The sequence below is a fragment of the Rubellimicrobium sp. CFH 75288 genome, from assembly GCF_009904055.1.
GTDB lineage: Bacteria > Pseudomonadota > Alphaproteobacteria > Rhodobacterales > Rhodobacteraceae > Rubellimicrobium.
In genome coordinates this window covers 271505-294129 of the sequence record NZ_WYDP01000003.1, presented here as the reverse complement: position 1 = coordinate 294129, position 22625 = coordinate 271505, and the positions used below count along the sequence as shown (strand labels likewise).

Here is a 22625-nt window from a genome sequence, read left to right as displayed (position 1 = left end):
GCGCGCCCGGAACCCCCCAGCGCCGCTGCCCATGCCCGCCCTCCACCTCCTCAAGCTCTCCGTCGGCACCGAGGACGTGGCCGACCTCGCCCGCTGGCAGGCCGGCCGCGGCCGCGGCCCCGACGGCCTGCCCCGCCACCTCACCCGCATGTGGCCCCGGCGCGAGGCCGAGCTGCTCGAAGGCGGCTCGATCTTCTGGGTCATCCGCCGCACCATCCTGTGCCGCCAGCGCATCCTGCGGCTCGAGGAGGCGCGCGGCCGCGACGGCACGTTGCGCTGCGCCCTCGTCCTCGACCCCGAACTGGTCCGCGTCGTCCCCGTCCCCCGCCGCCCCTTCCAGGGCTGGCGCTACCTTCCGGCCGACGAGGCGCCCCCCGACGACCGCCCCCTTGCCCCCGGAGAGACCGACCTGCCCCCCCGCCTCGCCGCCGCCCTGGCCGAGGTCGGCGTGGTCTGGCACGGCCTGCCTCCGCGGCCGCGCTGACCGCGACGCCCGGCCCGCGCGGGCGGGGCTTGCCCGGCGGCCCCGGAACCCCTAGAAGCCCCCCGTTGCGCCGCACCCTGCCCCCGCGCGCCTCCCGGAGGCCCCATGGAAACCGTCGTCCTCGTCGTCCTGCTCCTGCTTGCGCTCGTGCTCATCGTGGTCGTGCTGCTCCAGCGGTCCGAAGGCGGCGGTCTGGGCATGGGAGCGGGCGGGCTGATGACCGGCCGATCCCAGGCCACGGCGCTGGGCAAGCTCACCTGGTGGCTCGGCGGCGCCTTCATGGCCGCCTCGCTGGCGCTCACCATCATCGCGGCCGAGCGCGCGGCGACCTCCTCGGTCGTGGACCAGATCCGCGGCACGCCCGCCCCGGCGCCCGGTGCCCCCGCCGCCCCCACGCTGGGGGAAGGCGCGGACCTCCTGCCGCCGCCGGCTGCCGAGACGCCCGCCACCGTTCCGCTCGTCCCCGCGGGCGAGTGACCGGCCCGCCCGGCCCGTTGCGCGCACGGGGCGCTTCGGGCTAAGAGGAAGCCCCGTGGCGGCGGGCCGCGCCCGCCGGACCAGATCGTGTTGCCTGATTCCACGGGGGTTCCGCTTGGCTCGCTATGTGTTCATCACCGGGGGCGTGGTCTCCTCGCTGGGCAAGGGGCTGGCCTCCGCGGCGCTGGGGGCGCTGCTCCAGGCGCGCGGCTTCTCCGTCCGGCTGCGCAAGCTCGACCCCTATCTCAACGTCGATCCCGGCACCATGTCGCCCTTCGAGCATGGCGAGGTCTTCGTGACCGACGACGGGGCCGAGACCGATCTCGACCTCGGCCATTACGAGCGCTTCACCGGCGTCGCCGCCAGGCGGACCGATTCCATCTCGTCGGGCCGCATCTACCAGACCGTGCTCGAAAAGGAGCGGCGCGGCGACTATCTGGGCAAGACGATCCAGGTCATCCCCCACGTCACCAACGAGATCAAGGACTTCCTCGCCATCGGCGAGGACGAGGTGGACTTCCAGCTGTGCGAGATCGGCGGCACGGTCGGCGACATCGAGGGCCTGCCCTTCTTCGAGGCGATCCGCCAGTTCGCCCAGGACCGCCCGCCGCGGCAATGCATCTTCGTGCACCTGACGCTGCTGCCCTATCTGGCCGCCTCGGGCGAGCTCAAGACCAAGCCCACCCAGCATTCCGTCCGCGAACTCCGCGCCATCGGCATCGCCCCGGACGTGCTCGTCTGCCGCTCCGAGCAGCCCATCCCCGAGCGGGAGCGCGAGAAGATCGCGCTGTTCTGCAACGTCCGCAAGGAGGCGGTCATCGCCGCCTACGACCTCAAGTCGATCTACGAGGCCCCGCTCGCCTATCACCGCGAGGGGCTGGACCAGGCCGTGCTCGACGCCTTCGGCATCCATCCCGCGCCGCGTCCCAACCTCGCCAAGTGGCACGCCGTCATGGACGCGCTCGAGAACCCCGAGGGCGAGGTGCGCGTGGCCGTGGTCGGCAAGTACACCCAGCTCGAGGACGCCTACAAGTCCATCGCCGAGGCGCTGACCCACGGGGGCATCGCCAACCGCGTGCGCGTACGCGCCGAATGGGTCAATTCCGAGATCTTCGAGCGCGAGGACCCCGCCCCCCATCTCGAGGGGTTCGACGCCATCCTCGTCCCCGGCGGCTTCGGCGAGCGCGGGACCGAGGGCATGATCGCCGCCGCCCGCTTCGCGCGCGAGCACAAGGTCCCCTATCTGGGCATCTGCCTCGGGATGCAGCTCGCCGTGATCGAGGGCAGCCGCAACGTCGCCCGCCTGCCCGACGCGGGCTCCGAGGAGTTCGACCACGAGGCGGGGGCCAGGCGCTTCACGCCGGTGGTCTATCACCTCAAGGAATGGGTGCAGGGCAACCGCGTGGTGGAGCGCCGCCCGGACGACGCCAAGGGCGGCACGATGCGCCTCGGGGCCTATACCGCGCTGCTCCAGCCCGGCTCTCTGGTGGCGGATGTCTATGGCGCGACCGAGATCGAGGAGCGCCACCGCCACCGCTACGAGGTGGACACCGCCTATCGCGAGAAGCTCGAAGGCGTGGGGCTGTGCTTCTCGGGCATGTCCCCGGACGGCCGCCTGCCCGAGATCGTCGAGTGGAAGGACCACCCCTGGTTCATCGGCGTCCAGTTCCACCCGGAGCTGAAGTCCAAGCCCTTCGATCCCCACCCGCTCTTTGCGGGCTTCATCCGCGCCGCGGTGGAGAGCGCGCGGCTCGTCTGACCCCCCGCGCGGCGGGCAGCGCGCCCCCCCGCCGGGCCTCCGGCCTCAGCGCCGCCGGGCCGCCACCGCGGCCAGCGCCGCCGCTCCGGCCGCCGCCGCGAGACCCGCGGTCACGCCGGGGTTGAGGCGCGCAGCCGTGTAGAGGCTCGTCCCCCTCCGCCAGGTGTCGTCCGAGCCGAGCTGGTGGCCGCCCTCGCCCGGCTCGCTGAACCCGTCCTCGCCGCGCTTGGGCGCTTTCTCGGGGTCCATCGCGGTGTTGTAGAACATCGTGCGGATGATCCGCTCGGTCAGGGCGGGCAGGACGCCGAACATCGCCGTCTGCATCGCCCCCGCGCCGCCGATGACCACCTCGCGCATCGGCACCTCGGCCGCCCGCAGCACGGCCTTGGCCACCTCGTCGGGATGATAGACCGGCGGCGGCAGGCTCGCGCCCTCCTCCATCCGGTTGGCCGCGTGATCGGGGAACGGCGTGTCGATGCCGCTCGGCTTGATCAGCGTGACCGAGACCGGCGCCTCCTCCTGCTGCAGTTCCAGCCGCAGCGAGTTGGTGAATCCCTTCACCGCATGCTTGCTCGCCGCATAGGCGCCCAGGATCGGGGTCGGGATGTCCGAGGCGATGGAGCCGATGTTGACGAGCGCCCCGCCACGCCGGCGCAGATGCCGCAGCGCCTCGGTCGAGCCATAGACCACGCCCCAGTAATTGGTGCGGAAGATCTGCTCGTGGTCCTCGTCGCTCATCTCGCAGAGCGTCGCATAGGCGCCCACGCCCGCATTGTTCACCCAGGTGTCGAAGCCGCCGAAGCGATCGACGGTCGTCTCCACCACCCGCCGCATGTCCTCGCGGCGGCCCGTGTCGGCCACGATGTGGTCGGCCCGCCCGCCGGCCTCCTCGATCCCGGCGCGCACCTTCTTCAGGTCGTCCTCGCTGCGCGCCACCAGCACGACGCGCGCCCCGCGCCCCGCGGCCATGGCGGCGATGGACAACCCGATTCCCGACGTGGCGCCCGTGACGACGATCGTCTGCTCCCGCAGGGGTTTCAGCGTGATGGTCATGGCGTTCGGTTCCTTGTCCGGGGGCGGCACGCCCGGTCCGGGCCGCCCGACAGTCGCGCGCACCTCGTCAGGACCGGCGCGCGAGGGGTCCGCCAGGTCAACCCCCAAGCCCCCCGGTCCGTTCCCCCGGACAGGACAAGGGGCCCCGCCGTCCCCGGCAGGGCCCCTCCGATCCGTTCCGCGGACGCTCAGCGCTCGCCGCGCAGGGCCGCCCCCAGGATGTCGCCCAGGCTGGCCCCCGAATCCGACGAGCCGTACTGCTCCACGGCCTCCTTCTCCTCGGCGATCTCGCGCGCCTTGATCGACAGACCCAGCCGCCGCGCCTTGGCGTCCACCGACACCACGCGCACGTCCACCTTGTCGCCCGGCTGGAAGCGCTCGGGCCGCTGCTCGGAGCGGTCGCGGGAGAGGTCGGAGCGGCGGATGAAGGACTTCATGCCCTGATAGTCCACCTCGATCCCGCCGTCCTCGATCTTCGAGACGGTGACCGTGATCACGTCCCCGCGCTTCACGCCGCCCAGCGTCTCGGCATGGGGGTCGTTCTCCAGCGCCTTGATCGAGAGCGAGATGCGCTCCTTCTCCGTATCCACCTCGAGGACGCGCGCACGCACCACGTCGCCCTTGCGGTAGTTCTGGATCGCGTCCTCGCCGCGCTGGTCCCAGCTCAGGTCGGACAGGTGCACCATCCCGTCGATGTCGCCGGGCAGGCCGATGAACAGGCCGAATTCGGTGATGTTCTTGACCTCGCCCTCGACCTCGCTGCCCTCGGGATGGGTCTCGGCGAAGACCTCCCACGGGTTGCGCTGCGTCTGCTTCAGGCCCAGGCTCACGCGCCGCTTCTGCCCGTCGATCTCCAGCACCATCACCTCCACCTCCTGCGAGGTGGACACGATCTTGCCCGGATGGACGTTCTTCTTGGTCCAGCTCATCTCCGAGACATGCACGAGGCCCTCGATCCCCGGCTCCAGCTCCACGAAGGCGCCGTAATCGGTGATGTTGGTCACGCGCCCCTGATGGACCGAGCCCAGCGGATACTTCCGCTCCACGCTGTCCCAGGGGTCCTCCTGCAGCTGCTTCATCCCGAGGCTGATGCGGTGCGTCTCGCGGTTGATCTTGATGACCTGCACCCGCACCGTCTCGCCGATCGACAGGATCTCGCTCGGGTGGTTCACCCGCCGCCAGGCCATGTCGGTGACGTGCAGAAGGCCGTCCACCCCGCCCAGGTCCACGAAGGCGCCGTATTCGGTGATGTTCTTGACCACGCCCTCGATCGTCTGGCCCTCGTAGAGCGACCCGATCACCTCCGCGCGCTGCTCGGCGCGGGACTCCTCCAGGATGGCGCGGCGCGAGACCACGATGTTGCCCCGCCGGCGGTCCATCTTCAGGATCTGGAACGGCTGCTTGAGGCCCATCAGCGGGCCCGCGTCGCGCACCGGGCGCACGTCCACCTGGGAGCCGGGCAGGAACGCCACCGCGCCGCCCAGATCCACCGTGAAGCCGCCCTTGACGCGGCCGAAGATCGCGCCCTCCACGCGCTCCTCGCGCTCGAAGGCCTTCTCCAGCCGGTCCCAGGCCTCCTCGCGCTTGGCCATCTCGCGGCTGATCACCGCCTCGCCGCGCGCGTTCTCGACGTTGCGCAGATAGACCTCGACCTCGTCGCCCACCTTGATGGCGGGCTGCTCGCCGGGGGCGGCGAACTCCTTGAGGTCCACGCGGCCTTCCATCTTGTAGCCCACGTCGATGATCGCCTGCCCGGCCTCGATGGCCAGGACCTTGCCGCGGACCACGGTCCCTTCCTGCGGCGTGTCGATCTGGAGGCTCTCGTTCAGGAGTTGCTCGAACTCCGCCATGCTGGGGCTGGCTGTCAAATGCGTATCCTCTGATGTTGCGGGCCAGGCGGTTGTCTCCGCCGGTCTCGGGTGGGGAATGTCACGGGGACGCGCGCCCCCTAGCGCGGATCGGCCGCGCGCGCAACCCGGCCCCGCCCGGCCCGCACCACCCGCGCCGCGCAACACCCGATGCAGGGCCGGCCGCCGCCCCGGACCCAAGCCCCCGCCCCGGCACGACTTCCGGCCCCGCCCTCCGTTAACCGTTCGTCAACCCATGGACCGCGCGGTGCGCCAACGCCTTGTTAACCCTTTCGGGGCAGCCTCGGGGGCAAAGGAGACCCGCCATGACCCCCGCCCGCCTCGCCATCCTCGACGCCCTCCGCAACGACCTCGCGCGCCTCTACGGCGGCTTCGCGCCCATGGCACAACCCGTCGCCGCCGCCCTCGCCACGCTCGCGCTGCACCTGCGCGGCCCGCTGCCGGACGCGGGGCTCGCCCGGCTGGCCGACCATCTGCGCGACCGCACCCGCTGGATCTTTCTCTGCCTGCCCGTCTGGGAACCGGTGGTGCACCGCGACCGCGCGATCGAGCAGATCCGCCGCCGGGCCCGCGCGCGCACCCGCCTGCCGCGCCTCGTCGTCGTCCCCTCAGCGCCCCAGCCGCTCGCGCACCACGCGCAGGGCGGCGGCCACGGCCTCGTCGATGCCCATGGCGGTGGTGTCGAGGACCACGGCATCGGGGGCGATGCGCAGGGGCGCGGCCTCGCGGCCGGCATCCCTGGCGTCGCGCGCGCGCAGCTCGCGCAGCGTCTCCTCCAGTCCGACCTCGCGCCCGGCCGCGCGCAGCTCGCGCCAGCGCCGCTCGGCGCGCGTGACGTCGCTCGCGGTGACGAACAGCTTGACCTCGGCCTCGGGGCAGACGGCGGTGCCGATGTCGCGCCCGTCCAGCACCGCACCCCCTTCGCGCCGGGCGAATCGCCGCTGCATCTCGAGGAGCGCCGCCCGCACCGCCGGGTCGGCCGCCACGCGCGAGGCCGCCTGCGCCACCTCGGGCCCCCGCAGCCGCCCGTCCTCCAGAGCGCCGGGCGTCAGGCTCCGCGCCGCCTCGACCGGGTCGGCCCCCTCCAGAGCGGCCAGCCCCACGGCGCGGTAGAGCAGCCCCGTGTCCAGATGCGCAAAGCCCGTGGCCTCGGCCACGGCGCGGGCAACCGTGCCCTTGCCGGCCGCCGCGGGCCCGTCGATGGCGACCGTGAACGGCACTCAGCCCGGCTCCAGCACGGCGCCCAGATCCGCCATCAGCCGCTCGAAGACCGGAAAGGACGTGGCGATGGGCCCGGCATCGTCCACTGCCATCCCCTCGCGGGCGGCCATGCCCAGGATCAGCGCGCTCATGGCGATGCGGTGGTCCAGCCGCGCCTCGGCCACGGCCCCGCCCCGCACGCCGTCCGCGCCGCGCCCGTGGACGATCCACCAGTCCTCGCCCTCCTCGACCTCCACGCCGGCCGCGCGCAGCACATGGGCCATGGCGTCGATCCGGTCGCTCTCCTTGACGCGCAGCTCGCGCACCCCCCGCATCACGGTGGGCCCCTCGGCAAAGGCCGCGACGACGCCCAGGATCGGGTATTCGTCGATCATGCTCGCGGCCCGCTCGGGCGGGACCTCCACGCCCCGCAGCGCGCCGCCGAAGCGCGCCACCAAGTCGGCGACCGGCTCGCCCCCCTCCTCGCGGCGGTTCTCGAAGGACAGGTCCGCCCCCATCTCGCGCAGGGTCTCGTAGAGGCCCGCCCGCGTGGGGTTGAGCCCGATGCGCGGCACCCGCACCTCCGAGCCCGGCACGACCAGCGCCGCGCAGACCGGAAAGGCGGCCGAGGACGGGTCGCGCGGCACGGCGACGCGCTGCGCCCGCAGCTCCGGCTGGCCCGACAGGGTGACGACGCGCCCCTCCGGCCCCTCCTCGACCGAGACCTCCGCGCCGAATCCGCGCAGCATCCGCTCGGTATGGTCGCGCGTGGCCTCCCGTTCGATCACGACCGTCTCGCCCGGCGCATTGAGCCCGGCGAGCAGGATCGCCGACTTCACCTGCGCCGAGGCCACGGGCAGAATATAGCGGACGGGCACCGGATCGCGCGCGCCTTCCACCGTCATGGGCAGCCGCCCGCCCTCGCGCCCCAGCGCGCGCGCCCCGAACAGCGCGAGCGGCTCCGTCACCCGCCCCATGGGACGGCGCCGCAGCGAGGCGTCCCCGGTAAAGGTTGCGACGATCGGCGTGGTCGCCATCGCCCCCATGACCAGCCGCACCCCGGTGCCGGAATTGCCGCAATCGATCACGTCGCCCGGCTCGGCAAAGCCCCCGGTGCCCACGCCGTGGACCACCCACCCGGTGCCGTCCCGCAGGACCTCGGCCCCGAAGGCGCGCATCGCGGCGGCGGTGTCCAGCACGTCCTGCCCCTCGAGCAGCCCCTCGATCCGCGTCTCCCCCACCGCGAGCGCGCCCAGGATCAGCGCCCGGTGCGAGACGGACTTGTCGCCCGGCACGTCGGCCGTGCCGCGCAGGGGATGGCCCGGGCGGGCGCGAAGGGGTCTGGGGCTGGCATGGCCGGACATGGACTCTCCTCTGGTCGCGCCCCCTTTAGCCAAGGCTCACGGGCGGCGGAAGGTCGCGTAGAGGGGCCGCCGCCCCTCCCGCAGGGCCTTGCGCTCGTAGCGCGTCCCCGGCCAGCCCTCCCACGGCTCGCCCGCGGGCCCGGTCTCGAGGACGAAGCCCGCCCGCGGCACCTCCTCCAGCGCCTGCCGGACATAGTCCTCGATGTCGGTGGCGAGGTGGAACAAGGCCCCCGGCCGCAAGGCGCGCCGCAACTGCGCCAGCGGCTCCGGCGTGACGAAGCGGCGGCGATGGTGGCGCGCCTTGGGCCAGGGATCGGGATAGAGCAGGAAGGCCCGCTCCACCGCCCCCTCGGGCAGCACGTCGAGCAGGTCGCGCGCATCGCCCGGATGGATGCGCAGGTTCTCCACCCGCTCGCGGTCCCAGTGCCCGCAGAGGCTTGCGATCCCGTTGACGAAGGGCTCGGCCCCCAGCATCAGCACGCCCGGATGCGCGCGCGCCAGATGGTGCAGGTGCTCGCCGCCCCCGAACCCGATCTCGAGCCAGACGCGCGCCGGCAGCCCCCCGAGCGGGCGGCGCTCCGGGTTCTCGTCCCAGTCCACGCCGGGCAGCCGCAGCGCCGCGAGGCCCCGCGCCATCCGCTCCTCCTGCTGCGGCCGCAGCGCCTTGCCGTGCCGCCGCCCGTAGAGGTTGCGCCACGGCCGCGCCCCCTCCGCCTCGGTCTTGCCGTCGCTCATGGGACCGGCCCTGTCGCCCCGCTTCGCGGGGGGGTCAAGGCGGGCTCAGGCGGCGAGGGCCACGGCGCGGCGCAGGCTGTCGGCCAGGTCCACCCGCTCCCAGGAAAAGCCCCCGTCCGCCTCGGGCGGCCGGCCGAAATGGCCGTAGGCGGCCGTGCGGGCATAGATCGGGCGGTTCAGCCCCAGATGCTCGCGGATGCCCCGCGGGGTCAGGTCCATGACCTCCGGGATCGCCCGCTCGATCGCGGCGGCATCGACCGCGCCGGTCCCGTGCAGGTCGGCATAGATCGACAGCGGTCTTGCGACACCGATCGCGTAGGAGAGCTGGATCGTGCAGCGCTCGGCCAGCCCCGCCGCCACCACGTTCTTGGCGAGGTAGCGCGCCGCATAGGCGGCCGAGCGGTCCACCTTGCTCGGGTCCTTGCCCGAGAAGGCCCCGCCCCCGTGCGGCGCCGCGCCGCCATAGGTGTCCACGATGATCTTGCGCCCCGTCAGCCCCGCATCCCCGTCGGGTCCCCCGATCACGAAGGCGCCCGTCGGGTTCACCCACCATTGCGTGTCGCGGGTGATCCAGCCCTCGGGCAGCACCTCGCGCACATAGGGCTCGACGATGGCGCGGATGTCGGCGCTCGACTGGGCCTCGCTCTCGTGCTGGGTGGACAGCACGATGGTCGTGACTTCCACGGGCCGCCCGCCCGCATAGCGCAGCGTGAGCTGGGTCTTGGCATCGGGCCGCAGCAGCGGCTCGGCCCCGGACTTGCGCGCCTCGGCCAGGCGGCGCAGCACCGCATGGGCATAGTGGATGGGGGCAGGCATCAGTTCGGCCGTCTCGCGGGTCGCGTAGCCGAACATGATGCCCTGGTCGCCCGCCCCTTCCTCGCCCCGCTCTCCGGTGACGCCCTGGGCGATGTGGGCCGACTGCTCGTGCAGGAGGTTGCGGATCTCGCAGGTGCGCCAGTGGAACTTGTCCTGCTCGTAGCCGATGTCGCGGATGCAGTCCCGCGCGATCCCCTCCACGCGGTCCAAGAACTCGCGCATCTTGCTGCGGTCGGTCAGCCCCACCTCGCCTCCGATGGCGACGAAGCCCGTGGTGGCGAACGCCTCGCAGGCGACCCGGGCGCGCGGGTCCTCGGCCAGGAAGGCGTCGAGGACGGAATCGGAGATGCGGTCGCACAGCTTGTCGGGATGCCCCTCGGAGACGGATTCCGAGGTGAAGACATAATCGAGGCGGGACATGGGGGGCGCTCCATTGGGATTTCACCCGCCACGCCAGGAAGCCGTTGTGACGGGAACCGCTCCGGCCTAGGGCCGCGCCGCCCCGGGGTCAATCCCCGCTCCACCCCGGCGCCGCAGCATCGCCGCGCCGAGGAGACAGCCCATCGCCAGAAGGGCGGGCCAGTCGCCCCAGCGGCCGTAGGGCGTGGGGGGGCGCACCGGCGGCAGGGGGCTCTCGATGGCGCCCGCGGCGTTGAGCGGCAGGGAGGCCAGGACGCGGCCCTGCGCGTCGATCATGGCGGAGATGCCCGTATTGGCGGCCCGGGCCACGGGCACGCCCTGCTCCACCGCCCGCAGCCGCGCCAGCGACAGGTGCTGCCGCGGTCCGGCCCAGTTGCCGAACCAGGCATCGTTGGTCACGAGCAGCAGGAGGCGCGGCCGCCCGCCCGGCGCCGCGATCTCTTCGGCAAAGATGCCCTCGTAGCAGATCAGCGGCCGCGCAGGTCCGACGCCGGGCAGATCCATCAAGGCGGGCCCCGGTCCGGCTGCGAAACCCTCGCCCATGACATCGGCCAGACCGCGCAATCCCCAGCGCGACAGCCATGCCTGAAAGGGGATGTATTCGCCGAACGGGGTCAGGTGGGCCTTGTCGTAGAGCGCGACGGGCGCACCGGCCGCATCGGTCAGCACCAGGCTGTTGAACCAGCGCCCCCCCTCGCTGCGGATGACACCGCTGGCCACCGGCGACCGGGCGCGCCGCGCACCCTCGGCGAGGATCGGTCCCGCGCGGTCGAGCGGCTGGGCCAGCGCGGTTTCGGGCCAGACGGTCAGGGCGGCGCCGGCCTCCCCGTCCGACAGCGCGAGAAGGCGGTCCAGATGCTCCTGCTGGCGGGCGGGGTCCCACTTTTCCGCCTGGGGGACGTTGGGCTGGACGAGGCGCAGCACGGGCGCGGCGGGATCGGGGGGGCCTGCAGGTCCGGGGGCGAGCAGGAGCCAGACAGCCAGCCCGAGCGCCGCCGGCGCCGCCAGCCGGGGGCCGGCCCCGAGCCGCACCACCCAGAGCGCGAACAGGAGCGTGCCGAGGGTCAGGCCATGCGGTCCGATGAGGGCGGCCGCCTGCATGATCGGGGTGCCGATCCAGACATGCCCGATCAGGGCCCAGGGAAAGCCGTCGAAGGCGAGCGAGCGCAGCGCCTCGGCACCGGACCAGAGCGCCACGAGCCCCAGACCGCCGCCGCGCAGCGCCCGCGCCGCGCCGAACGCCGCCCCCCAGAACAGGGCGAGCCCGCCGGCCATCAGCGCCAGCCCGAAGGGCGCCATCCAGCCGAACAGGTCGGGTTCGACCAGGAACGGCTCGACGATCCAGTGCAGCGCCACGCCGAAATGCCCGAGTCCGAGCGCCCAGCCTTCGGCGAACCCCGCCGACCGGCGGTCCGCCGCCCCGATGGCGGCGGCCAGCGCCGCGAGGGCCAGAGGCCAGAGGCCGAAGGGGACCTGCCCCAGCGCCAGAATCCCGCCGAGCCCCGTCCAGGCGAGCAGGCGGAGCGGCCGGGACCGGGCCGCGAGGCCGGGCAACGCCCGGCCGCGGAGGGCCGCTGTCACGGCTCTCCGGTCCCGTCGGCCGGCGCCAGACGGACCCGGAGGCGGCGGATGCGGCGACCGTCGGCCTCCAGAACCTCGAACCGGTGACCGTCGGGATGCAGGACGACCTGCCCCGGCTTGGGGACGTGCCCCGCCAGATAGAAGACCAGGCCGCCGACCGTATCCACCTCCTCGGCGTCGATCTCCTCGTGGGCGGTCAGGTCGAGGCCGATCTGCTCCTCGAACTCCTCGAGCTCGGCCCCGGCATCGACGATCCAGACGCCGGGTCCCTCGGCGACGAAGGGCGGCGGCTCGGCCTCGTCATGTTCGTCGGCGATGTCACCCACCAGCGTCTCGAGAAGGTCCTCGATCGTGCACAGCCCGTCGGTGCCTCCGTATTCGTCGATCACCAGCGCCATGTGGATGCGCTCGGCCTGCATCTTCTGCAGCAGCACGGCGAGCGGCATGGTCGGCGGGACGTAGAGGAGAGGCCGCAGAAGGTCGCGCAGGCGGAACTCGCCCTCCGCGCCGAAGCCGTGCCGCAGGGCCACGTCCTTGAGGTTCACGATCCCGATGGGCTGATCGAGCGAGCCTTCGTAGACCGGCACGCGGGTGCGGCCGGAACTGCGGAACACCTCGACGAGCTGGGGCAGGGTGATCGTGTCGGGAACGGCCACGATCTCGGCCTTGGGAACGGCGACATCCTCCACCCGCAGCCGCCGCAACGTCCCGAGGCTCGGCGTGGCCGCAGACGCGCGCGCGGCCGGGTGAGCCTCGTCGATCGGGTTGAGCGCCTCGATCAGCCGGGACAGGAAGCCGCCTCGACTGTGGCCTTCGGGAGCGGGCTCCTCGCCGCGGCCTTCGGCCGAGGCAGGCAGGGTTGCGTCAGACATCCTGGGGGGTTCCCTCCGTCGCGGCCCCTTCTGCCAGAGGCCCGTAAGGATCGGCAAGACCGAGGCCGGTCACGATCTCGCTTTCGATCCGTTCCATCAGCTCGGCATCGGCCTCGTGGTCGTGGTCGAAGCCCAGCAGGTGCAGCGTCGCGTGGACGACGAGGTGAAGGGCGTGATGGGCCAGCGGACGCCCGGCCTCCTCCGCCTCCCGCTGACAGGTCTCGAAGGCGATGGCGATATCGCCCAGCGCCACCGGCCCGGCCGCCGAGGGAGGCGGCAGGCGGGGCAGCTCGCCCGGCCGCGCGGCAGCGCGTTCGGCCGACGGCCAGGACAGGACGTTCGTCGGCTGCGGCTTGCCGCGGAAGTCGGCATTCAGATCGGCGATGCGGGCATCGTTGCAGCCCAGGAGGCTGATCTCGTAGCGCGCCGGATCGAGCCCGAGGCGGCGCAGCGCGGCTTCCGCGCCGCGCTCGGCCAGGACGTCCAGCCCGGCGGCCTCCCAGCGGGCATCCTCGCAGAGCGTCTCGACCAGCGGAGCGCCCGACATGGGATCAGCCTCCCGCAGCGGCGGCGCCGGCCTCCCGCCGGGAGGAGGCTGCGGCATCGGCGTCGTAGGCCTCGATGATCGCCGCCACCAGCGGATGGCGGACCACATCGGCCGAAGTGAACCGCGTGAAGGAGATGCGCGGGATGTCCGCCAGAAGACGCTCCGCCTCCAGAAGCCCCGAGGAGACGCCGCGGGGCAGGTCGATCTGGGTCCGGTCGCCCGTCACGACCATCCTCGACCCTTCGCCCAGCCGGGTGAGAAACATCTTCATCTGCATGGATGTCGCATTCTGCGCCTCGTCCAGCACCACGAAGGCATGGCTCAGCGTGCGCCCGCGCATGAAGGCGAGCGGCGCGATCTCGATGATCTTCTCCTCGATCATCTTCTGCACCTGGCGCGCCGGCAGGAAGTCGTGCAGCGCGTCGTAGAGCGGCTGCATGTAGGGATCGACCTTCTCCTTGGCATCCCCCGGCAGGAAGCCCAGCCGTTCGCCCGCCTCGACGGCAGGCCGGGAGAGCACGATCCGGTCCACGTGCCCACCCAGGAACAGCGAGACCCCGACGGCCACCGCCAGATAGGTCTTGCCGGTGCCTGCCGGGCCGATGCCGAAGGCCAGTTCGTGGTCGTAGAGGGCGCGCACATAGGCGCGCTGCGTCTGGGTCCGGGGCTCGACGACCTTGCGGCGGGTCTTGATCTCCACCCGATCGCCCATCCTGTCGCCGAACAGCTCCGCCTGGTCGCCGTCCTGCAGCCCTGCATCGCCCAGGCTCCGGCCCATCCGCAACTCGCGGTCGATGTCGGCGGGCTCGATGCCGCGGCCCGATTCGAGCCGCTGATACAGCGCCCGGAGAACCTCGGCCGCGCGGGTCTGGGAGTCGGGTTCGCCGTGGATCGCCAGACGGTTGCCGCGGCGCGCGACCTGCACGGACAGCCGGTCCTCGAGCTGGGCGATGTGGCGGTCGTGCTCGCCGCACAGGTCGATGAGGAGGAAGTTGTCCGGAAACTCCAGCACGGTCTCGCCCGCAGCGGGAGCGGCAGAGGCGGTCAGGGCGGTGACGGGCAGGGTCGTGTCTCCTCTCGGTGCGCCTCGTCGGCATGGTGGCGCGGCCGGGTCCGCCGCGCAAGCGGTCCCGCGCCTGCCTCCTGAACGCGCGACGGCCCCGGTGGGGTCCGTTTCCTCGGCGGAGATCAAGGAGAAGGGCCGCAGCCCGTGGACTGCGGCCCCTTCGGTGCGGTCCCGGAGAGGCCATCCGGGAACCCTGAGTGACATGGAGCCGGCCGCCGCGACGATCCCGCCGCCCCGGCCGCGTCGGTCACAGATTGGCCGGATCGGCGGCAATTGCAACCCGGAACCGACCGGTTTTGTGGCAGGCCCGGCGACACTCCGTCGCCGTGCCGGCGCGCCCCCGGCTCAGCGGCGGCGGTAGCGCGGCGATTCCGCGACGATCCGCTCCATCTCCGCCCGCAGCGCGCCGAGATCGCCGACAAGGTTCACGTCCTTGCAGATCCGGAACGCGATCGCGTGCGCCGTGGCATAATCGTAGCCCACCGCCACCAGCGAATCGAGAAACACGGCCGTGGGCCGGTCCCAGATCGTCTCCACCCAGGGACCACGGAAGCACTGCACGACGATCGTGCCGCCCGAGGCGGACACATGGCGATGTCCGGCCTGGTCGAGCGCGTGATACTGATGCCCGTGCCCGCGATGCGTGTGGTCGGCCATGGCCGGAACGGCCAGACCGACCGAGGCCAGAAGCCCCAAGATCAGCGTTCTCATGTCGTCTCCTTGCCCTTTCCCGCGGCCCCCGAGGGGCCAAGAGCGGCCGTCCAGCCACGACCGCAGCCCTGTGGCTTGGACGCCATTATCGGGCCCGATCCGCGCCCTTGAAAAGCCACAATCGCCCAACATGGACAAAAGGATAACAGTTCCCGCCCGAAGGGCGGGATTGTCGCTGCTGCAGGAAGGAATGGCGCCCTCAGGCGGCGGGCACGATCTCCCCGCGGAGGGAATGGGGCGCTGCAGCGACCAGCCGGACGGGCGTGATCGTGCCGATGAGTCGCGCCTCGCCCTCCGCATGGACCGCGGCCGCGTGCTCGCTGCGGCCCGCGATCTGGCCGGGATGACGCCCCGGCTTGTCCCACAGCACCCGCACCGTCCGGCCCAGCGCGGCCTGCTGGGCGGCGCGGGCCTGGCGGTCGATCAGAGCCTGAAGGCGACGCAGCCGGTCGTCCGCCTCGTGGGGATCGACGGCGGGACGGTCGGCCGCGGGCGTGCCCGGCCGGGGCGAGAACTTGAAGGAATAGGCCGAGGCGAAGCCGACCGCCTCCACCAGCGCAAGCGTCTGCGCGAAATCGTCCTCCGTTTCGCCGGGAAAGCCCACGATGAAGTCGGAGCTGAGCGCCAGATCGGGCCGGGCCGCTCGCAGCCGCTCGACGAGGCGCAGATAGTCCTCCGCCCGGTGCTTGCGGTTCATGGCCTTCAGGATCCGGTCCGATCCGGACTGCACCGGCAGATGCAGATAGGGCATGAGCTTGGGCTGGGTGCCGTGCGCCTCGATCAGCGCCTCGTCCATGTCGTTGGGATGCGAGGTCGTGTAGCGGATCCGCCAGAGACCCTCGATCCGCGCCAGTGCCGCGATCAGCGCCGCGAGCCCCCCTTCCGCTCCGTGCCAGGCATTGACGTTCTGCCCGAGCAGCGTCACCTCGCGCACGCCCTGCCGCACGAGCATCTCCGCCTCGGCGACGAGCCGCGCGAGCGGACGGCTGATCTCGGCACCCCGAGTATAGGGAACCACGCAGAACGAGCAGAACTTGTCGCATCCCTCCTGCACGGTGAGGAAGGCCGACGGCCCCCGCACCCGCCGCGGCGGCAGGCGCGCGAACTTCTCGTCGGGGCGGAAGCCCGTCTCGACCACCGCCTCGCCGAGGGCTGCGCGATCCAGCAGCGCGGGCAGATCCTGGATCGCCTGCGGTCCCACCACGACGTCCACGGCTGGCGCGCGGGCGACGATCTCGGCCCCCTCGGCCTGGGCGACGCAGCCCGCGACGGCGATCCGCATGCCCGGCCGGGCCGCCTTGAGGGGGCGCAGCCGGCCGATGTCCGAATAGACCTTCTCTGCCGCCTTCTCGCGGATGTGGCAGGTGTTGAGGACCACCAGATCCGCATCTTCGGGACTGTCGGCCGCGGTCCATCCGCGGGCGACCAGCGTCTCGGCCATGCGCTCGCCGTCATGGACGTTCATCTGGCAGCCATAGGTCTTGACGTGGAACCGGGGCATGGGCGGACCTGGGGCTCGGGAGGGGCGGGGCGGCCTGTCCTAGCGGTGCAGGCGCCATCTTGCAAGAACGGCGCCGCCGACGCGATGGTGCGCCCCGGCAGGAGGGGGTCCATGCGGCACGATTCGCTCGAGCAGTTCCTGCGCCGCGGCCGCGACGTGCTGGCGCGCGGTCCGGTGGGGCTGATGCTGGTGGAGGACGACGCGGAGATCGGCTCCACGCTGCGGCACCATCTCGACACGGGCTTCCGCGCGATCGTCGTCTTCGCCCATCCCGAGATCGCCCTGCCCCCCGAAGCGGACGATCCGCGCATCCGGACCGTCGCGACGGATACCCTGGCTCCCGACGCGCTGACCCGCATCGTCAACGGCTGCATCGGGGCGACGCCGCGGGGGACGTGGCTCTGCTACTTCTACAACGCGGAATACCTGTTCTATCCGTTCTGCGAACACCGGACCGTGGGCGAGATGTGCACCTTCGCGGCCGAGGAGCGGCGGGATGCGATCCTCACCTATGTGGTGGACCTGTATGCGGGCGACCTCGACCGCCATCCCTCCGCCGTGTCGATCGAGGACGCGCATCTCGACCGGACGGGCTATTACGCGCTGGCCCGCAAGACGCGCGACGGCCATGCCCGCGAGCGGCAGCTCGACTTCTTCGGCGGCCTGCGCTGGCGCTTCGAGGAGCACGTCCCTCCCGCGCGCCGCCGCATCGACCGCATCAGCCTGTTCCGTGCGCGACCCGATCTGAGGCTCCGGCCGGATCACACCTTCAGCATCGAGGAATACAACACCTATGCCTGCCCGTGGCATCACTCGATCACGGCGGCGCTCTGCTCGTTTCGCACCGCCAAGGCGCTGCGCCGCAATCCGGGTTCCACCTTCGACATCGACACGTTCCGGTGGCGCAACTCCACGCGCTTCACCTGGCACAGCCAGCAGCTTCTCGACCTCGGACTGATGGAACCGGGCCAGTGGTTCTGACGCGGCGCCGTCCTCAGGTCCGGCGCAGGCGGATCACCACATCCACGGCGGCGATCTCCGCGCCCGGGGGCGCCTCGGGCAGGCGCGCGATCTCCAGGTCGGCGGCGGGCGCATCCGACAGGGTGGCGGTGTCCTCCCAGTAGAAATGGGGATGGTCGTCCACGCGCGTGTCGAAATAGCTGCGCGAGCCGTCCACGGTGATCTCGCGCACGAGGCCTGCCTCGCAGAAGGCGCGCAGCGTGTTGTAGACGGTGGCCAGGCTGACGCGCTCGCCCGCATCCTCGGCCGCCTGGTGCAGCCATTCGGCGGTCACGTGGCGATCCCGCCCGTCGCCGACCAGCAGCGCGGCGAGCGCCGCCCTCTGCCGCGTCGGCCGCAGACCGGCACGGGCCAGCCAGACGAGCCCCCGCTCCGTCCGCTCCACAGGCGGCACGTCGTCGATGCGCGTTCCGGCGTCCCTCATCGGTGCTCCGACCTCCGATTGCCAGACGGATATGCGCCGGCGCCGCTCGCGATTCAACCGGAACCGGCCTTGGCCTTGCCCTCTTTCAAGACCGGGTGATACAGCAGCCCACGGCGCGCAACAACCGGACGGATGCCTTCCCGATGCCCGATTTTCCCCGCCGGTTCGACCGCGATGCCCTTCTCGCCTGTGCGCGGGGCGAGCTGTTCGGCCCGGGCAATGCCCAGCTTCCCGCCGATCCGATGCTGATGATGGACCGCATCACGGACATCTCGGCCGATGGCGGCGCGTACGGCAAGGGGCATGTGGTGGCCGAACTCGACATCCGCCCCGACCTGTGGTTCTTCCCGCCCCACTTCCCCGGCAACCCCGTCATGCCGGGCTGCCTGATGCTGGACGGGCTGTGGCAGCTCACCGGCTTCAACCTCGGCTGGCGGGGCTGGACCGGACAGGGCTTCGCGCTGGGGGCCGGCCAGATCAAGCTGACGGGCATGGTCCGCCCGGACCGGCGGCTCGTGCGCTACTTCGTGGACTTCACCAAGATCATCGACCGCCGGCTCAAGATGGGCGTGGCCGACGGACGGCTCGAGGCCGACGGGGAGACCGTGTGCGAGGTCAAGGACATGCGCGTGGGCCTCGCGGCCGCGCAGGATGCCGGCAGGGGGGGCTGACGCATGGCCGGGCTCCGCCGCGTCGCCGTCACGGGCCTCGGGATCGTCTCGCCCATCGGCAACGACGCCGCCGAGGTGCTGGCCGCGCTCCGCTCCGGCCGCTCGGGCGTCGAGCACGTCCCCGACATGGCCGAGCACGGGTTCCGGTCGCAGGTGGCGGGCACGCTCAAGCTCGACCCGGCCGACCGGCTCGACAAGCGGCTGCTGCGCTTCATGGGCCCCGGCGCCGCCTACGCCCACATCGCCATGGGCCAGGCCATCGCCGATGCCGGCCTGTCGGAGGCCGAGGTCAGCCACGAGCGGACGGGGCTGATCGCGGGCTCGGGCGGGCCCTCCACCTCGGCCATCTTCGCCGCGCACCAGACCGTGCTCCAGACCGGCGCGACCCGGCGGATCGGGCCCTTCGCGGTGCCCAAGGCGATGTCCTCCACAGTCTCGGCCAACCTCGCCACCGCGTTCCGCATCCGAGGCGTCAACTATTCCATCACCTCGGCCTGCTCGACCTCGCTCCACTGCATCGGCGCCGCGGCCGAGCAGATCGCCTGGGGCCGGCAGGACATCATGTTCGCCGGCGGCGGGGAGGAGCTGGACTGGACGCTGTCCTGCCTCTTCGACGCGATGGGCGCCATGTCGTCGCGGTTCAACGACACGCCCCGGCGCGCCAGCCGCGCCTTCGACCGGGACCGCGACGGCTTCGTGATCGCGGGCGGCGGCGGCATCGTCGTGCTCGAGGAATGGGAGCGTGCCCGCGCCCGCGGCGTCCCCATCTATGCCGAGGTCACGGGCTTCGCCGCCACCTCGGACGGCCACGACATGGTGGCCCCCTCGGGCGAGGGGGGCGAGCGGGCGATGCGCGGCGCGCTCGCCACCCTGCCGCCGGGCCGCCGCGTGAGCTACATCAACGCCCACGGCACCTCGACCCCCGTGGGCGACGTGGGCGAGGTGGAGGCCGTGCGCCGCGTCTTCGGCGACGATCACCCGCCCATCTCCTCCACCAAGTCGATGACGGGCCACAGCCAGGGCGCGACCGGCGCGCAGGAGGCGATCTATTGCCTGCTGATGCTGCGCCACGACTTCATCGCCCCCTCGATCAACGTCGAGACCCTCGATCCTGCTCTGCGCCCCGGAGAGATCGCGACCGAGACGGTCGAGAATGCGGGCCTCGACACGGTGATGACCAATTCCTTCGGCTTCGGCGGCACGAACGGCTCGATGCTGCTCAGCCGTCCCCTCGACTGACGGAGTCCCGATGGACCTCAAGGGCAAGCGCGCGCTCGTCATGGGGGTGGCCAACGACCACTCCATCGCCTGGGGCATCGCGCGCGCGCTGCACGGCGCGGGGGCAGAACTCTGCCTGACCTATCAGGGCGAGGCGTTCGGCCGCCGCGTCGCACCGCTTGCGGCCTCGCTGGGCTGCGACTTCCTCCAGGATGCGGACGTGACGGACGAAGCCTCCCTCGACCGGCTGTTCGCCGCGCTGCGCGACCGCTGGGGCGGGCTCGACATCCTCGTGCACGCCATCGCCTGGTCCGACAAGGCCGAACTGCAGGGCCGCTTCCTCGACACGTCGCGGGCGAACTTCCAGACCTCGCTCGTGATCTCGTGCTACTCGCTCGTGGAGCTGGCGCGGCGCGCGCGGCCGCTGATGGGGCGCGGCGGCAGCATCGTGACGCTGACCTATCAGGGCTCCACCCGCGTGACGCCGCACTACAACGTCATGGGCGTGGCCAAGGCCGCGCTCGAGGCGGCGGTGCGCTATCTTGCCAACGACCTCGGCCCCGAGGGGATCCGGGTCAACGCCATCTCGCCCGGTCCCATGCGCACGCTCGCAGGGGCCGCGATCGGCGGCGCGCGCGCTACCTTCCGCCACACCGAGGCCAACGCTCCCCTGCGCGCCAACGCCACGCTCGAGGCGATCGGCGGGACGGCCGTCTGGCTCTGCTCGGAGGCGGGCGCCTGCACCACGGGCGAGATCGTGCGCGTGGATGGCGGCTTCCACGTCCTCGGGATGCCCCAGCCCGAGAACCTCTAGCCCCCCTCCTCCATCACGATCTGCAGCTTGACGTCGCCGGGCCGCCCCTCGGCCGCGCGCTCGAAGGCCTCGATGCTGCGCGCGAACGGAAAGGTCTCGGTCACCAGCGGCTTGAGGTCCACCTTGCCCGCCGCGATCAGCGCCAGCGCGCGGTCGAACACGTTGGCATAGCGGAACACCGTCTCGATCCGCACCTCCTTGGCGATCAGGGCGTTGACGTCGAGCGCCGGCTTCTCCGGCGGCAGCCCCACCAGCACGATGGCCCCTCCGGGCCGGACCGAGCGGATCATGCCCGGCCATACCCCCGGCGCGCCGGACGCCTCGAACACCACGTCGGCCCCCCAGCCCTCCGTCGCCTCCAGCACCGTGGCGGCGAGGTCCTGCTCGCGCACGTTGACCGGCGCGACGCCGGGATAGCGGCCCACGATGTCCAGCTTCGGCTGCGCCACGTCCGCGACGAAGGCCCGCGCGCAGCCCCCCGCCAGCGCGGCCAGCGCGACCATCGCGCCGATCGTGCCGGCGCCGACCACCACGGCCGTGTCCCCCGGCACGATCCGCGCCCGCGCCGCGGCGTGCATCCCCACGGCAAAGGGCTCGACCATCGCCGCCTCGGCAAAGCTCACATTGTCGGGGATGCGGTAGCAGAAGGCCGCGGGGTGGATCACCTCCGGGGTCAGGATGCCGTGCACCGGCGGCGTCGCCCAGAAGCGCACCGCCGGGTCCACGTTGTAGATGCCGAGGCGGGAGGCGCGCGAGGTCGGGTCGGGAATTCCCGGCTCCATGCAGACGCGGTCGCCCGGCTTCAGGTGGCGCACGCGCGCGCCTGCCTCGACCACAGTGCCCGCCCCCTCGTGGCCCAGCACCATGGGCTCCTTCACCACGAAGTCGCCGATGCGGCCGTGCTGGTAGTAGTGCACGTCCGACCCGCACACCCCGACCGTGTGGACGCGGATGCGCACGTCGTCGGGCCCGAGTTCGGCGGGCAGGTCCGCGTCGCGGATCGCGAGGACACCCTGGCGTTCGAGGACAAGCGCCTTCATGACGGAACTCCGTTCAGGGTCGGGGCGAGCAGCGCGCGGGCCGTCCCCTCGTCGGTGACGAGAGTGCCCACCCAGCCGCGCAGCAGGGCCGCGCGGATGATCGGCACCTTGTGCAGGCCGCCCGCGGCCAGGATCACGTTGGGAATCCCCGCAAGGTCGGGCAGCGCCATGCCCACCACGCGGTCGTTGATCGGGTGGTCGATGGGCCGCCCCTGCGCGTCCAGGACCCAGCCCAGCAGGTCGCCCACCGCTCCCTTTGCGCGCAGCTCCTCCAGGGTGACGTCCGCAGGCAGCCCGTCGCGCATCAGGAGCGACCGGGTCGAGAGGTCCCCCGCCGCGATCGCCATCGCATCGACCGAGCGCAGCTTGGCCAGGAGGTCGCGGAACACGTCCAGCCCCAGGATCGTGTCCCGGCTCTCGGCCGATCCGGCATAGAGCGGCGCCGTGAAATAGCTGTGCTGCGCCCCCACCAGGTCCGCCAGTCGGGTCGTGATCTCGAACGAGTTGAGGTCGGACCCCCGCGTGAGCCCCCCCATGACCGAGATCACCTCGAGGTCCGGCCTCCGCATCGCCGCGACAAAGCGCGTGGCGAGGTTGAGCGTCCCCCCCCAGGACATGCCGAACAGCCTCACGGCCGGATCGGCGAGCACCTCCGAGAGCAGGTGCCCCAAGGCCGCCCCGACCATCAGGCCGACATCGTCCTCCTGCTCGGGCGCGGGGGCGACATAGGCGCCCCTGAGGCCCCAGCGCGCGACCAGCGCCCCCTCCAGCTCGGCGCAGGGCGCATAGGCCGTGTCGAAGCTGATCCGCACGAGCCCGCGACGCAGCGCCTCGCCCAGCGCCTTGTTCACGCGCAGCCGCGTCGTGCCCAGCTTCTCGGCCACGCGCTCCTGCGTCATGCGCTCGACGTAGTAGGCCCAGGCCACCTGCGCGAGGAAGCGCTCGTCGGGGTCGGGGATGGGCAGCTTCGGGGCGCGGGCCACG

At 72.3% G+C, this 22625-nt stretch carries 22 protein-coding genes and 1 riboswitch; of the genes, 7 read left to right on the top strand and 15 right to left on the bottom strand.

Translation table 11 applies throughout. The features are described from left to right. Positions 1–31 precede the first annotated feature (31 nt). From GT358_RS04710 to GT358_RS04700, 3 genes are all read left to right on the top strand, one after another. Positions 32–484, top strand: coding sequence for a DUF1489 family protein (locus GT358_RS04710; RefSeq protein WP_166581425.1), 453 nt, complete (start codon positions 32–34; stop codon positions 482–484). A 105-nt stretch (positions 485–589) separates the two neighbouring features. Next, complete coding sequence (secG, locus tag GT358_RS04705) at positions 590–961, top strand: preprotein translocase subunit SecG (RefSeq protein ID WP_166581424.1); 372 nt, start codon at positions 590–592, stop codon at positions 959–961. Positions 962–1076: 115 nt separating this feature from the next. After that, positions 1077–2720 (top strand): CTP synthase, encoded by a 1644-nt coding sequence (locus GT358_RS04700; RefSeq protein ID WP_166581423.1) that lies wholly within the window; start codon positions 1077–1079, stop codon positions 2718–2720. 45 nt (positions 2721–2765) lie between these two features. On the opposite strand, the gene GT358_RS04695 is transcribed toward GT358_RS04700, so the two are convergent. The 12 genes from GT358_RS04695 to miaB all read right to left on the bottom strand — a co-directional run bounded on the left by GT358_RS04695 (position 2766) and on the right by miaB (position 16454). After that, positions 2766–3773, bottom strand: a complete 1008-nt coding sequence (locus GT358_RS04695; protein WP_166581422.1) for an SDR family oxidoreductase — start codon at positions 3771–3773, stop codon at positions 2766–2768. 188 nt (positions 3774–3961) lie between these two features. Then, positions 3962–5641, bottom strand: coding sequence for a 30S ribosomal protein S1 (gene rpsA, locus GT358_RS04690; RefSeq protein ID WP_256371793.1), 1680 nt, complete (start codon positions 5639–5641; stop codon positions 3962–3964). Between the two features lie 608 nt (positions 5642–6249). Then, a complete protein-coding gene (locus GT358_RS04685) occupies positions 6250–6861 on the bottom strand; it encodes a cytidylate kinase (protein WP_166581421.1) in 612 nt (203 codons plus the stop codon). Next, complete coding sequence (aroA, locus tag GT358_RS04680; protein WP_166581420.1) at positions 6862–8205, bottom strand: 3-phosphoshikimate 1-carboxyvinyltransferase; 1344 nt, start codon at positions 8203–8205, stop codon at positions 6862–6864. A gap of 36 nt (positions 8206–8241) precedes the next feature. After that, complete coding sequence (locus GT358_RS04675; protein WP_166581419.1) at positions 8242–8940, bottom strand: tRNA (guanosine(46)-N(7))-methyltransferase TrmB; 699 nt, start codon at positions 8938–8940, stop codon at positions 8242–8244. A 45-nt stretch (positions 8941–8985) separates the two neighbouring features. After that, complete coding sequence (gene metK, locus GT358_RS04670) at positions 8986–10176, bottom strand: methionine adenosyltransferase (RefSeq protein ID WP_166581418.1); 1191 nt, start codon at positions 10174–10176, stop codon at positions 8986–8988. A 6-nt stretch (positions 10177–10182) separates the two neighbouring features. Beyond that, a riboswitch (SAM-SAH riboswitch) is annotated at positions 10183–10232 on the bottom strand. Positions 10233–10242: 10 nt separating this feature from the next. Beyond that, a complete protein-coding gene (lnt, locus tag GT358_RS04665; protein WP_371416218.1) occupies positions 10243–11757 on the bottom strand; it encodes an apolipoprotein N-acyltransferase in 1515 nt (504 codons plus the stop codon). After that, positions 11754–12629, bottom strand: coding sequence for a transporter associated domain-containing protein (locus tag GT358_RS04660; protein ID WP_166581417.1), 876 nt, complete (start codon positions 12627–12629; stop codon positions 11754–11756). Before GT358_RS04660 ends, lnt begins: the two co-directional genes overlap by 4 nt. Continuing rightward, positions 12622–13176 carry an rRNA maturation RNase YbeY gene (ybeY, locus tag GT358_RS04655; protein ID WP_166581416.1) on the bottom strand — a complete coding sequence of 185 codons (555 nt, stop codon included), beginning with the start codon at positions 13174–13176 and terminating at the stop codon, positions 12622–12624. Before ybeY ends, GT358_RS04660 begins: the two co-directional genes overlap by 8 nt. A 4-nt stretch (positions 13177–13180) precedes the next feature. Next, complete coding sequence (locus GT358_RS04650; protein WP_243730725.1) at positions 13181–14239, bottom strand: PhoH family protein; 1059 nt, start codon at positions 14237–14239, stop codon at positions 13181–13183. A 348-nt stretch (positions 14240–14587) separates the two neighbouring features. Beyond that, entirely contained in the window at positions 14588–14953 is a 366-nt protein-coding gene (locus GT358_RS04645; protein ID WP_166581414.1) for a hypothetical protein, read from the bottom strand. A gap of 199 nt (positions 14954–15152) precedes the next feature. Then, a complete protein-coding gene (miaB, locus tag GT358_RS04640) occupies positions 15153–16454 on the bottom strand; it encodes a tRNA (N6-isopentenyl adenosine(37)-C2)-methylthiotransferase MiaB (RefSeq protein WP_166581413.1) in 1302 nt (433 codons plus the stop codon). Positions 16455–16565: 111 nt separating this feature from the next. Between miaB and GT358_RS04635 the strand changes: the two genes are divergently transcribed. Further along, positions 16566–17435 (top strand): glycosyltransferase family 2 protein, encoded by an 870-nt coding sequence (locus GT358_RS04635; RefSeq protein WP_166581412.1) that lies wholly within the window; start codon positions 16566–16568, stop codon positions 17433–17435. Positions 17436–17448: 13 nt separating this feature from the next. On the opposite strand, the gene irrA is transcribed toward GT358_RS04635, so the two are convergent. After that, positions 17449–17898 (bottom strand): iron response transcriptional regulator IrrA, encoded by a 450-nt coding sequence (irrA, locus tag GT358_RS04630; protein ID WP_166581411.1) that lies wholly within the window; start codon positions 17896–17898, stop codon positions 17449–17451. A 143-nt stretch (positions 17899–18041) separates the two neighbouring features. Between irrA and fabA the strand changes: the two genes are divergently transcribed. Genes fabA through GT358_RS04615 form a run of 3 tightly spaced genes read left to right on the top strand, consistent with a single transcriptional unit; the run spans position 18042 to position 20601 of the window. After that, positions 18042–18569, top strand: coding sequence for a bifunctional 3-hydroxydecanoyl-ACP dehydratase/trans-2-decenoyl-ACP isomerase (gene fabA / locus GT358_RS04625; RefSeq protein ID WP_166581410.1), 528 nt, complete (start codon positions 18042–18044; stop codon positions 18567–18569). Positions 18570–18572: 3 nt separating this feature from the next. Then, positions 18573–19808, top strand: coding sequence for a beta-ketoacyl-ACP synthase I (gene fabB, locus GT358_RS04620; RefSeq protein WP_166581409.1), 1236 nt, complete (start codon positions 18573–18575; stop codon positions 19806–19808). A 10-nt stretch (positions 19809–19818) separates the two neighbouring features. Then, positions 19819–20601: an enoyl-ACP reductase gene (locus GT358_RS04615; protein ID WP_166581408.1), complete on the top strand. Its 783-nt coding sequence runs from the start codon at positions 19819–19821 to the stop codon at positions 20599–20601. Here GT358_RS04615 and GT358_RS04610 read toward each other — a convergent pair. Both GT358_RS04610 and GT358_RS04605 read right to left on the bottom strand, forming a co-directional pair. Next, positions 20598–21641 carry an NAD(P)-dependent alcohol dehydrogenase gene (locus GT358_RS04610; protein WP_166581407.1) on the bottom strand — a complete coding sequence of 348 codons (1044 nt, stop codon included), beginning with the start codon at positions 21639–21641 and terminating at the stop codon, positions 20598–20600. The two genes, GT358_RS04615 and GT358_RS04610, sit on opposite strands and share 4 nt — an antisense overlap. Next, on the bottom strand, positions 21638–22624 hold the full coding sequence (locus GT358_RS04605; RefSeq protein ID WP_166581406.1) for a sugar-binding transcriptional regulator: 987 nt from the start codon (positions 22622–22624) through the stop codon (positions 21638–21640). Before GT358_RS04605 ends, GT358_RS04610 begins: the two co-directional genes overlap by 4 nt. Between the last annotated feature and the right edge of the window lies 1 nt (position 22625).